The organism is Mesorhizobium sp. M0751, from assembly GCF_040320265.1.
Lineage (GTDB): Bacteria > Pseudomonadota > Alphaproteobacteria > Rhizobiales > Rhizobiaceae > Mesorhizobium.
Window position 1 is genome coordinate 202,795 of record NZ_JAMYPH010000002.1, and the last position, 11,550, is coordinate 214,344.

Here is an 11,550-nt window from a genome sequence, read left to right on the forward strand (position 1 = left end):
CTTGCGAAGTCTCAGCGGCACCTCAAGGAAGGTTCGACGCGGCGCTTCGCCTGCCGGCAGTCACGACATCGTGTCGAGCTTGCGCTGCATCGCGGCGATCTGCTCCTTCAACTCCTGAAGGTCGTCGGGTTTTTCCGGTGTTTCTTTCTTGGCCGGTTCGGCCGGTGCTGCTGCCGGCGCAGAGCCCGCGGGCGGGAACGGCGTGAACAGCCGCATGGCGTTCTGGAACATTTCCATGTTGCGCCGAGTCTGCTCCTCCAGAACCTTGATCGGCGTGGCGATCTTCATCATGTCCATCGGCGACTTGCCAAGGGCATCTTTCATCTGCTCGCGAAAGCGTTCCTGCTCCTTGGAGAAGGCCAGCATCGACTGCTCGAGAAAGCTCGGCACGATCATCTGCATCTGGTCGCCGTAATAGGCGATAAGCTGACGCAGGAACGGGATCGGCAGCATGTTCTGCCCGTCCTTGTTCTCCAGCTCGAAGATGATCTGGGTCAGTACCGGATGCGTGATGTCGTCACCGGTCTTGGCGTCCTGGACAGTAAAGTCCTCGCCTTTTTTGACCATTTCAGCGAGATCCTCGAGCGTCACATAGGTGCTGGTGCCCGTATTGTAGAGACGGCGATTGGCATATTTCTTGATAACAATAGGTTCGTCTTTTGCGGCCATCTGCATCCTCCCCGGACACCGGGCAGCTTAAGTAAGCCGCCGGTAACGATTGCGCCTTTTTAAAGGATATGCGCAAAAGCGTCATGAATCCAAGCAGTTTGTGCAGTGCGAGAACATTTTATGCTGCGCAGCACGGATGGGCTGCCGTCGCCGCGACGCGCGGCCTGCTTGCGACGGAGCAACGCCCTACCCATTTCGGGTTTGACTCGGGTTGTGGAAAGGGCAAGAAAAGTCCCCGACGGCACCCGAAATCGTTCCCCGAAAGCCTGGAGAAGAACATGTCCGCTTCCAACGCCATCGTTGTCGCCAGTGCGGCGCGCACGCCCGTCGGCTCCTTCAACGGCGCCTTCGCCAACACGCCAGCCCATGAATTGGGTGCGGTCGCCGTCAGGGAAGCGCTGGTCCGTGCCGGCGTCGACGGCAAGGAGGTGGACGAGGTCATTCTCGGCCAGATCCTGACCGCGGCTCAAGGGCAGAACCCGGCGCGGCAGGCGGCAATGGCCGCCGGCGTGCCGCAGGAGGCGACCTCCTGGGGCCTGAACCAGCTCTGCGGCTCGGGCTTGCGCGCCATCGCGCTCGGCATGCAGCAGATCGCCCAGGGCGACGCGAGGATCATCGTTGCCGGCGGCCAGGAATCGATGTCGATGGCTCCGCATGCGCAGCATCTGCGCGGTGGCGTCAAGATGGGCGACTTCAAGCTGATCGACACCATGATCAAGGACGGCCTGACCGATGCCTTCTACGGCTATCATATGGGCAACACCGCAGAGAACGTCGCCCGCCAGTTCCAGATCACCCGCGACGACCAGGACCAGTTCGCACTGGCTTCCCAGAACAAGGCCGAAGCCGCGCAGAAAGCCGGAAAATTCAAGGACGAGATCGTTGCCTTCACCGTCAAGGGCAGGAAGGGCGACACCGTAGTCGACCAGGATGAATACATCCGCCACGGCGCGACAATCGACGCCATGACCAAGCTCAAGCCGGCCTTCGACAAGGAAGGCACGGTGACAGCAGCCAATGCTTCCGGCATCAACGACGGCGCCGCCGCCGTGGTGCTGATGACCGAAGCGGAAGCCGCAAGGCGCGGCATCACACCTCTGGTGCGTATCGTTTCCTGGGCGACCGCCGGTGTCGACCCGCAGATCATGGGGACGGGACCGATCCCCTCCTCGCGCAAGGCGCTGGCCAAGGCCGGCTGGTCGGTCGGCGACCTCGATCTGGTCGAAGCCAACGAGGCCTTCGCCGCGCAGGCCTGCGCCGTCAACAAGGACATGGGCTGGGACCCGGCGATCGTCAACGTCAATGGCGGCGCCATCGCCATCGGCCATCCGGTCGGCGCCTCGGGCGCCCGCATCTTCAACACGCTGGTCTACGAGATGCGCCGCAGAAGTGCCAATAAAGGTCTTGCGACGCTGTGCATCGGCGGCGGCATGGGTGTTGCCATGTGCGTGGAAGCATTGTGATGAGATAAGCGATACGAATAGGATGCTGGCGCAAAGCGAGTAGGGAGTAGAGGGCAAACCCCACCGCTTCAACGCTCAGTCATCTGCATTTCCCGGGAGGACACATGACAAAGGTTGCAATCGTCACAGGCGGGTCGCGCGGCATCGGCGCGGCGATATCGGTCGCGTTGAAAAGCGCCGGCTATTCGGTGGCCGCAAACTACGCCGGCAATGAGGAAGCGGCGGCAAAGTTCAAGGCCGCAACCGGCATCCCGGTGTATAAATGGTCGGTCGCCGACTACGAGGCCTGCGCCGCCGGCATCAAACAGATCGAGGCCGATCTCGGTCCCGTCTCGGTGCTGGTCAACAATGCCGGCATCACTCGCGACGCGATGTTCCACAAGATGACGCGCGAGCAATGGAAAGAGGTCCTCGACACCAACCTTTCCGGCGTCTTCAACATGACACATCCGTTGTGGGGCGGCATGCGCGACCGCAAGTTCGGTCGCATCATCACCATCTCCTCGATCAACGGCCAGAAAGGCCAGGTCGGCCAGGTCAACTATTCGGCCTCGAAGGCCGGCGATATCGGCTTCACCAAGGCACTGGCCCAGGAAGGCGCGCGCGCCGGCATCACCGTCAACGTCATCTGCCCCGGCTACATCGCCACCGAGATGGTCAAGGCGATGGACGAGAAGGTGCTTAACGAGCGCGTCATCCCGCACATCCCGGTCGGCCGTCTCGGCGAGCCGGAGGAGATCGCGCGCTGCGTCGTCTTCCTCGCTTCCGACGATGCCGGTTTCATCACCGGCTCGACCATATCAGCCAATGGCGGTCAGTACATCGCCTGACCGTTTATCTTTACGTTGAGATAGATACGCGCTTGGACGAACGGGCCTGCAAAACGGCCCGTTTCTATAGCGGTCTTCCCGTTGCAAGATCTCGATGCAACACGCTGCCCCAATTCGGTACACAAAGGTTAACGGCCGCTGCGCAACCTGTGCAAAAACCGCCCGGCAGCATGTGGATTCTCGGTGGAAAAGCTGTTCACAACACAACATGTTGCAGTGAACAAACCAAGAAACTTCGGCTATCTCTGATTCGTCGCCGATTCGTTCCGGCTTTGAGCGGAACGTTAACGGCGAGAGCTGAAAACACCCTCGAAATGATTGAAGCGCATTAGGAAACATCAATAATTTCATAATGTTGCGCGAAGCAGGTTGGCCGGCCACGATCATTCACCGGCAAAGGTTAACCGTGGTGCTGGCTTGGATGCCGCCTGCATGAATCGGGCCAGTTTCCGGGATTCAGCATGTGGTGAGATTCGCCGGCAGAAAGCCCAGATGTAGCCGTGAACAAAACCTGAATCAGCGCGAGTCAGTGATTCGTCGCTGATTCGTTCCAGACTCGTTCCAACTGTTAATCGGGAACAGATTTTTGGCTTTGAAGCTACCAATCGGCCCGCCCTCGGCACATTCCGCTTTCGCTTCGCGCCCGAAATCCCTATGTGTCGCCTGTCATACGCGGCCAATATGGGCGCGCTCCCGACAATGCGAGGCAGAGAGCCTTATTTCCAGGCCGATGAACATCCATCCGAAACACACTGAACCGCTGATCCTGTCGGGTCGAGACGTGACGGCCGTGCTCGGCCCGACCAACACCGGCAAGACCCATCTCGCCATCGAACGGATGGTGGCGCATGAAAGCGGCGTCATCGGCCTGCCGCTCAGGCTGCTTGCCCGCGAGGTCTATACGCGCGTCTGCGAGAAGGTCGGCGCCCATAAGGTTGCGCTCATCACCGGCGAGGAAAAGATCCAGCCGGCTGGCGCGAAATACTCGGTCTGCACCGTGGAAGCGATGCCGCGCGAGACCGACGCCGCCTTCGTTGCCATCGACGAGGTCCAGCTCGCCGGCGATCTCGAACGCGGCCACATCTTCACCGATCGCATCCTGCATCTGCGCGGCCGCCAGGAGACGCTGCTGCTGGGTGCGGCCACCATGCACGGCATCCTGCAGCGCCTGCTGCGGGGCGTGTCGGTGGTGACCCGGCCACGGCTATCGCACCTTGCCTATGCCGGCTCGAAGAAGCTGACCCGCCTGCCGCGGCGCACCGCGATCGTCGCTTTCTCGGCCGACGAGGTCTATGCCATCGCCGAGCTGATCCGCCGCCAGCAGGGCGGTGCCGCCGTCGTGCTCGGCGCACTCAGCCCGCGCACCCGCAACGCCCAGGTGGCGCTGTTCCAGTCGGGAGACGTCGACTACCTCGTCGCCACCGACGCCATCGGCATGGGCCTCAACCTCGACCTCGAACACGTCGCCTTCGCCCAGAACCGTAAATTCGACGGCTACCAGTACCGCAACCTGACGGCGGCCGAGCTCGGCCAGATTGCCGGCCGCGCCGGCCGGCATCTGCGCGACGGCACCTTCGGCGTCACCGGCCAGGTCGATCCGCTGGATGAGGAACTGGTCAAGAAGATCGAGGCGCATGATTTCGACCCGGTGAAAGTGCTGCAGTGGCGCACCGCGCATTTCGATTTCGCCAACCTCGATGCGCTGAAGCGCTCGATTGAGACCAACGCCCCGGTCGAAGGTCTGACGCGCGCACTGCCGGCAGTAGACGCGCAGGCGCTCGAGCATCTGTCGCGCGACGAGGACGTCCGGGCACTCACCACCGATGCCAGACGCGTGGCGCTGCTGTGGGAAGCCTGCGCGCTGCCCGACTACAGGAAGATCGCGCCGGCCCAGCACGCCGACTTGATCGCCTCCATCTACATGGACCTTGCCAGGCACGGCCATGTCGACGAGAACTACATGGCCGAGCAGGTGCGCCGTGCCGATACCACCGAAGGCGACATCGACACGCTATCGCACAGGATTGCCCAGATCCGCACATGGACCTTCGTTTCCAACCGGCCCGGCTGGCTGGCCGATCGGGCACACTGGCAGGAAAAGACGCGCGAAATCGAAGACAGATTGTCGGATGCGCTGCATGAGCGGTTGACGAAACGTTTTGTAGACCGCAGGACTTCCGTCCTCATGCGGCGCCTTAGAGAAAACACGATGCCTGAAGCCGAAATCAGCCCAACCGGAACTGTCCTCGTCGAAGGCCATCACGTCGGCGAGTTGCAGGGTTTCCGCTTCACCGCCGACCAGAGCGCCGGCGGCGAGGACGCCAAGGCAGTGCGGGCGGCGGCGCAGAAGGCGCTTGCCGCCGAGTTCGAGGCGCGGGCCGAGCGCTTCGGCGCCTCTGCCAATGGCGACATTGCGCTGGGTTCGGATGGCACGCTGCGCTGGATCGGCGCCCCGATCGGCACGCTGGTTGCCGGCGAAGACGCTTTGAAGCCGCGTCTCGTTCTGCTCGCCGACGAGCAACTCACCGGCCCGGCCCGCGACAAGGTTGCGGCGCGCGCCGAGCGCTTCGTCAATTTCCAGATCGAATCCCTGCTGAAGCCGCTGGTCGATCTCAAGAATGCCGAGCAGATCACCGGCATCGGCCGCGGCATCGCTTTCCAGCTTGTCGAGCATTTCGGCCTCATCAACCGTCGCGACATTGCCGACGAGATGAAGTCGCTCGACCAGGAAGGCCGCGCGGCGCTTCGCCGTCTCGGCGTGCGCTTCGGCGCCTATCATGTCTTCGTGCCGGCGCTGATCAAACCGGCGCCGGCCGGGTTGATAACGCTGCTGTGGGCGCTGAGAAACGACGGCAAGGACAAGCCCGGCTTCGGCGATGTCGTTCACGCACTGGCCTCCGGCCGCACCTCGGTGGTCATCGATCCGACCTTCGACAAGACCTTCTACAAGCTGGCCGGCTACCGCAATCTTGGCCGGCGTGCTGTGCGCGTCGACATTCTCGAACGGCTGGCCGACCTGATCCGGCCGGCGACCAACTGGAAGCCGGGCCTCGGCCCTCGCCCCGACGGCGCCTATGACGGTCAGTCCTTCATGGTGACGCCGCCGATGATGTCGATTCTCGGCGCCACCGCCGACGACATGGAAGAAATCCTGAAGGGACTCGGCTATCGCGCCGATGCCAAACCGGCAGCCGAGGTCAAGGCGCGGCTCGAAGCACAGGACAATGCCGCGCGTGAAGCTGCCGCTGCAAAGCAGGCGGCGGAAGAGGCTGCGCGAGTCGAGCAGGCGAGGATAGCGGAAGCATCTGCCGCGGCAGAGCCGCAGGCGGAGGTTTCCGAACCAGTGTCGGATGCGACCCCAGTTGCGGAGGCTGCAGCCGAAGCCGCGACCGAAGCGGCGGCAGAGCCTGTCGCGGAAGCTCCAGCCCCAGAAGCTGCGGCAGAAGTCACGCAAGAGACCCGGCCCGCCGCCGAGGCGACTGCTGAAGCGCCTGCGGAACCCGCGGCTGAGCCAAGGGCGGAACTTGGGGCGGAAACTGAGGCTACGGCACCGGCAGAGCCGCCGGTTTTCGAAACTGCGGAAGCATCGCCGGCCGAACCTGCAGCAACGGCGGAAGCCGTCGCCGGCGAAGCTGCTCCAGAAGCCGAGGAGCCAAAACCCATCCTGTTGTGGCGGCAGGCTCGTTTCGACCAGCGCCCACGTCATCGCCAGCATGACAACCGCCCCCGGGACAATCATCGGGACAATCGTGCGCGCAATGGTCAAGCTGCGCCGGGCGGCCGCGTCGATGCGCCGGTAGATGCCGGCGCGCAACCGACGCCGGGCGACGGGCCCGCCCGTCAGGGGCGCCACGACCAGCGCGACGGCGCCGGCAAGCCGCGCTTCGACCGCAGCAAGTTCAAGCCGAGGCCGCAAGGCGAGGCGGCGGAGCAGCGCGCCGGCAAGCCGCAAGGCGAACGTCCCGACCGGCGCGAAAATCGGCCCGACTGGAAGGCTGGCCGGCAGGACGGCAAAGGCGGCGCCCAAGGCGCAAAACCCGCCTTCCAGCCAAAGCCGCGTGAGGAACGCCCGGTCCGCTTCGATCCGGACTCGCCCTTCGCCAAGCTCGCCGCGTTGCGCGACCAGCTGAAGAAGTAAGCTGCTCGTCCGATGGTCACTGATGCCCGCCAGCGCATCGACAAGTGGCTGTTCTTCTCGCGCGCGGTAAAATCGCGCACCCTGGCAGCCAAGCTGGTGGTCGCCGGACGCGTCCGCATCAATCGCGACAAAGCAGCGCAGGCCTCCGATACGGTCCGGCCGGGCGACGTTTTGACCATCACGCTGGAGCGGCGGATCTTCGTCTGGAAAGTCCTTGGCACCGGCGTACGGCGTGGCCCGGCCGAAGAAGCCCGCCTGCTCTACGAGGATATGTCGCCGCCCCCGGTGCCCAAGGGCGAGGCGCTTCCCGATGCGGTGCCGCCGTTGCGCGAGGCCGGCAGCGGCCGCCCGACGAAGAAAGAACGCCGCCAGACCGACCACCTGCTCGGCGACGATTGAGCAAACTCGAACGTCCGCTTTGCCGGCCCTCTGGAATTCCATTCCGGAAACCGCGCCACCGCCGGCAAGGGCCGCCCTTGCCACCAGCGGACAAAGGCGTTACCTCACCAAAAAAGCCCAACAAAATGGGACGTCCCGGAGCCGACCAATGACCTACGTCGTGACCGACAATTGCATAAAATGCAAATACATGGACTGCATTGAGGTCTGTCCGGTCGACTGCTTCTACGAAGGTGAGAACATGCTCGTCATCCACCCGGACGAGTGCATCGATTGCGGCGTCTGCGAACCGGAATGCCCGGCCGACGCGATCAAGCCCGACACCGAGTCGGGCCTCGACAAATGGCTGCAGATCAACACCGAATATGCCGAGAAGTGGCCCAACATCACCGCCAAGAAGGAGCCGCCGGCCGACGCCAAGAACTTCGATGGCGAAACTGGCAAGTTCGAGAAATATTTCTCCCCGGAGCCCGGCGAAGGCGATTGACGAGCCTGCCGGCTGCGGCGGCCTGACGCCGCGTAACAGACGTGATACATTAACTGCCTTGACAGGCGGCGACGGCGCATGGCCTTCGCGCGTGCAGCAAAACCTTGATTCTTCCGACTTTTTGTGTTACATGAGCCAAACATGCCGGTGACACAACGTCGATTTATGGCGCAAACGCCCCAAATCACTGAAAGGTGAATTTCTCAATCCGGACCAGAGCGATCTGGGGCAGGCGGTCGCAATGTTGCGATTTGCCGGTCCTGGCCTTTCCGGTGAGTTCATCGTTGTGTGGCTAAGGACCGGTCACCCCGGTCGCACGAGTTCGGGCCGGCACGATGCCGGTACCACAACAAGGAGTTCAGGGCGTAATGGCAACGATCACCCCGCAGAAGAAGTCCACCGCAGCGCGCCACGGTTTCAAGACCGGCGAGTACATCGTCTATCCGGCGCATGGTGTCGGCCAGATCGTCTCGATCGATGAGCAGGAAGTCGCGGGCCACAAGCTGGAGCTGTTCGTCATCGACTTCCAGAAGGACAAGATGCGCCTCAAGGTGCCGGTCGCCAAGGCGACCTCGATCGGCATGCGCAAGCTGTCGGAAGAGGATTATGTCGAGCGCGCGCTGAAGGTCGTGCAGGGCCGCGCCCGCGTCAAGCGCACCATGTGGTCGCGCCGCGCCCAGGAATATGATGCCAAGATCAACTCCGGCGATCTGATCTCGATCTCGGAAGTGGTGCGCGACCTTTACCGCGCCGACAACCAGCCGGAGCAGTCCTATTCCGAACGCCAGCTCTACGAGGCGGCGCTTGACCGCATGGCCCGCGAGATTGCGGCCGTCAACCGCATGTCGGAGACCGAAGCGGTGCGCCTCATCGAGGTGAACCTCAACAAGGGCCCGAAGCGCGGCGCCAAGGCCGACAACGAGGAAGCCGAGCAGGAAGAAGCTGCCTGATTTTTTCTCGCCTTCGAATTCAGAAAGACCCGGCCTCGCGCCGGGTTTTTTGTTTTGGCTGACTTTTTGTTTTGGCTGGCTGGCGACGGGCATATCTAACCTTCGCCGCCGCCCTCCCTTTCCGCCTCGTGCTTCAGCGTGGCGATGAACCGCTTGGTCCGCTGGCGTTCCGGGTTGCTGAACAGCACCGCAGCTGGGCCTTGTTCGACGATGTTGCCGGCATCGAGGAACACCACTTCCCGCGCGATCTTCGAGGCGAGCCGCAGATCATGCGTCGCCATCACCATGGTCGTGCCCTCGCTGGCGAGCTTGCCGAGCACGTCGACCACCTCCTGCGCCAGTTCCGGATCGAGTGCCGAGGTCGGCTCGTCGCAGAGCAGGACTTTCGGCGAAGGCGCCAGCGCCCGGGCAATCGCCACGCGCTGCTGCTGGCCACCTGACAGCGTCGCCGGCCAGGCATCGGCCTTGTGCGCCATGCCTACCTTTTCGAGCAGGGCCAGCGCCCGTTCGCGCGCCCTGCCCTTGGGCCATTTCAGCACCGTCACCAGCCCCTCCATGATGTTCTCGATCGCAGTGCGATGCGGAAACAACTGGAAATTCTGGAACACCATGCCGGTCTGCAGCCGCAGCCGCTGGATATCCCTGGTCGAGACCCTGCCGCCGGGGTGGAATTCGAGTGCATCGTCGCCGATCCGCACCGTGCCTGAAGTCGGCAGCTCGAGCAGGTTGATGCAGCGCAAAAGCGTGCTTTTCCCGCCGCCCGAGGGTCCGACGAGCGCCGTGACGCTGCCTTCCTCGATGGTGACGGTCACACCCTTCAGCACCAAATTGTCGCCGAATCGCTTTTCGATGTTGGTGAGGCCGATCATGCGCGCGCCTCCAGGAAGCCGCCATAACGGTTGAGCCGCGTTTCCAGCCGCGCCTGCAAGGCCGACAGCACGGAGCTCATGACCAGATAGAGGGCTGCTGCCTCGACATAGAGGATCAGCGGCTCATAGGTGGTGGCGACGATGCGCTGCGCTGCCTGGAACATCTCCGGCACAGTGATGGCGGCGGCGAGCGAAGTGTCCTTGACCAGCGAGATGAAGGTGTTGGACAGCGGCGGCACGGCGACGCGCCCCGCCTGTGGAAGAATGGTGCGCCGCATTGCCTGGGCCCAGGTCATGCCGATCGAATAGGCCGCTTCCCACTGGCCCTTGGGCACCGAACCGATGACGGCGCGGATGATTTCCGACGAATAGGCGCCGATGTTCAAGGTGAAGCCGATCAGTGCTGCCGGAAAGGCGTCGAGCAGGATGCCGGCCGATGGCAGGCCATAGAAGATAAGAAACAGTTGCACGAGAAGCGGCGTGCCGCGAAAGATCCAGACGTAGAAGCGGACCACGGCGACCAGCGGTTTGGGACCGAACAGCCGGACAAGCGCCACGACCAGGCCGAGGACAAGACCGAATGCAAACGACAGCAGCGTCAACGGCACCGTGAAGATCAGTGCCGCCCACAGCAGCGTGGGCAGAGATTCCAGCATCAATTGCAGCCAGTGCGGCACGAAGGCTCCTCCTTGCCAGATTGCCGTCGCTCATATCACGCGAAAGCGGCGGGCCGTCAAAAGACAGCTCGCCGCGATATGAACGACGCGGGCCGGCGTTCGACCCACACGAGAAAGCCGTTTTACTTCGAAACGTCCTGGCCGAAATAGGTGTCGGCGATTTTCTGGTAGGTGCCGTCGGCCTTGATGTCGGCCAGCGCCTTATTGATGGCGGCCACCAGTTCCGGATCGCCCTTGCGCACGATGACGCCGGAATAGTCGGCGTTTTCTTCCTGCGCGGCAATCTTCACATTGGCGTCTGGCTTGTGCTTCTTGAAGTCGAGGAAGGACAGGCTGTCGTTGATGGTGGCGTCGGCGCGGCCGGTGAGAAGCAGCTGGATCGACTGGTCGAAGCCGTCGGTGCCGACGAGTTCGGCGCCGTTGGTTTCAGCCAGCTTGCCGAAATTCGAAGTCAGCGACTGCGCCGCCTTCTTGCCCTTGAGGTCGGCGAAGCTCTTGATATCGGTGTTGTCGCCACGCACGATCAGCACTGCCTTGGAGGCGATGTAGGGATCCGAAAAGTCGTATTTGGCCTTGCGCGCCTCGGTGATGCCGACCTCGTTGATCACGGCATCGTAACGGTTGGCGTCGAGACCGGCGATCAGCCCGTCCCATTTGCCTTCGAGGAACTGGGTTTTGACGCCGAGGCGCTCGGCGATGGCCCGCGCGATCTCGACGTCGAAGCCGACCAGCGCGCCGGAAGCATCATGATAGGTGAAGGGCGCATAGGTTCCTTCCGTGCCGACCTTGAAGACGCCGGACTGCTTGATCTGGTCGAGATTGGCGCCGGCATGACCGGCGGCGATGGCCAGAACCTGCAGCGTTCCGGCGATAATGAGCGATTTGAGCCATTTCATTTTTCTGTGATCCCGTCCTTGGCCGATGTCCGGCGTCATTGCTAGTGCCGGAAAATGACAGATGCGCGATGCCAGAATAAGAAACTAAATTTCAAAAATCTCGCGCCCTTGAAATCCCATTCTCAACCAGCATCTCCCGGCGCCTCCCGGCCGAGTCAAGGCCGGTGGCGAA

10 protein-coding genes are annotated in these 11,550 nt (G+C 62.9%); 6 read left to right on the forward strand and 4 right to left on the reverse strand.

The features are described from left to right. Positions 1–60: 60 nt before the first annotated feature. Positions 61–669, reverse strand: coding sequence for a polyhydroxyalkanoate synthesis repressor PhaR (gene phaR, locus NKI19_RS03675; RefSeq protein WP_352564635.1), 609 nt, complete (start codon positions 667–669; stop codon positions 61–63). 278 nt (positions 670–947) lie between these two features. On the opposite strand from phaR, the gene NKI19_RS03680 reads away from it, so the two are divergent. From NKI19_RS03680 to NKI19_RS03705, 6 genes are all read left to right on the forward strand, one after another. Beyond that, entirely contained in the window at positions 948–2,132 is a 1,185-nt protein-coding gene (locus NKI19_RS03680) for an acetyl-CoA C-acetyltransferase (RefSeq protein ID WP_352564637.1), read from the forward strand. Positions 2,133–2,236: 104 nt separating this feature from the next. Next, complete coding sequence (phbB, locus tag NKI19_RS03685) at positions 2,237–2,962, forward strand: acetoacetyl-CoA reductase (protein ID WP_023678447.1); 726 nt, start codon at positions 2,237–2,239, stop codon at positions 2,960–2,962. Positions 2,963–3,692: 730 nt separating this feature from the next. Continuing rightward, positions 3,693–7,100 carry a helicase-related protein gene (locus tag NKI19_RS03690; protein ID WP_352564639.1) on the forward strand — a complete coding sequence of 1,136 codons (3,408 nt, stop codon included), beginning with the start codon at positions 3,693–3,695 and terminating at the stop codon, positions 7,098–7,100. Between the two features lie 12 nt (positions 7,101–7,112). Beyond that, positions 7,113–7,499 (forward strand): RNA-binding S4 domain-containing protein, encoded by a 387-nt coding sequence (locus NKI19_RS03695; protein ID WP_352564641.1) that lies wholly within the window; start codon positions 7,113–7,115, stop codon positions 7,497–7,499. Between the two features lie 148 nt (positions 7,500–7,647). Next, entirely contained in the window at positions 7,648–7,986 is a 339-nt protein-coding gene (gene fdxA / locus NKI19_RS03700) for a ferredoxin FdxA (RefSeq protein ID WP_292664799.1), read from the forward strand. 368 nt (positions 7,987–8,354) lie between these two features. Next, positions 8,355–8,936 carry a CarD family transcriptional regulator gene (locus NKI19_RS03705; RefSeq protein ID WP_006327799.1) on the forward strand — a complete coding sequence of 194 codons (582 nt, stop codon included), beginning with the start codon at positions 8,355–8,357 and terminating at the stop codon, positions 8,934–8,936. A 95-nt stretch (positions 8,937–9,031) separates the two neighbouring features. Here NKI19_RS03705 and NKI19_RS03710 read toward each other — a convergent pair whose 3' ends face one another. The 3 genes from NKI19_RS03710 to NKI19_RS03720 all read right to left on the reverse strand — a co-directional run bounded on the left by NKI19_RS03710 (position 9,032) and on the right by NKI19_RS03720 (position 11,378). Beyond that, positions 9,032–9,805 (reverse strand): amino acid ABC transporter ATP-binding protein, encoded by a 774-nt coding sequence (locus tag NKI19_RS03710; protein ID WP_352489281.1) that lies wholly within the window; start codon positions 9,803–9,805, stop codon positions 9,032–9,034. Beyond that, on the reverse strand, positions 9,802–10,482 hold the full coding sequence (locus tag NKI19_RS03715) for an ABC transporter permease subunit (protein ID WP_352489280.1): 681 nt from the start codon (positions 10,480–10,482) through the stop codon (positions 9,802–9,804). The genes NKI19_RS03710 and NKI19_RS03715 overlap by 4 nt, the downstream gene beginning before the upstream one ends. Before the next feature lie 122 nt (positions 10,483–10,604). Further along, on the reverse strand, positions 10,605–11,378 hold the full coding sequence (locus NKI19_RS03720) for an amino acid ABC transporter substrate-binding protein (RefSeq protein ID WP_352489279.1): 774 nt from the start codon (positions 11,376–11,378) through the stop codon (positions 10,605–10,607). Between the last annotated feature and the right edge of the window lie 172 nt (positions 11,379–11,550).

Excerpts from the sequence above, each read along its gene's own strand:
- fdxA (WP_292664799.1), top strand. The coding sequence starts at position 7,648 with ATGACCTACGTCGTGACCGACAATTGCATAAAATGCAAATACATGGAC.
- NKI19_RS03720 (WP_352489279.1), bottom strand. The coding sequence starts at position 11,378 with ATGAAATGGCTCAAATCGCTCATTATCGCCGGAACGCTGCAGGTTCTG.
- NKI19_RS03695 (WP_352564641.1), top strand. The coding sequence starts at position 7,113 with ATGGTCACTGATGCCCGCCAGCGCATCGACAAGTGGCTGTTCTTCTCG.
- NKI19_RS03705 (WP_006327799.1), top strand. The coding sequence starts at position 8,355 with ATGGCAACGATCACCCCGCAGAAGAAGTCCACCGCAGCGCGCCACGGT.
- phaR (WP_352564635.1), bottom strand. The coding sequence starts at position 669 with ATGGCCGCAAAAGACGAACCTATTGTTATCAAGAAATATGCCAATCGC.
- NKI19_RS03690 (WP_352564639.1), top strand. The coding sequence starts at position 3,693 with ATGAACATCCATCCGAAACACACTGAACCGCTGATCCTGTCGGGTCGA.
- phbB (WP_023678447.1), top strand. The coding sequence starts at position 2,237 with ATGACAAAGGTTGCAATCGTCACAGGCGGGTCGCGCGGCATCGGCGCG.
- NKI19_RS03710 (WP_352489281.1), bottom strand. The coding sequence starts at position 9,805 with ATGATCGGCCTCACCAACATCGAAAAGCGATTCGGCGACAATTTGGTG.
- NKI19_RS03680 (WP_352564637.1), top strand. The coding sequence starts at position 948 with ATGTCCGCTTCCAACGCCATCGTTGTCGCCAGTGCGGCGCGCACGCCC.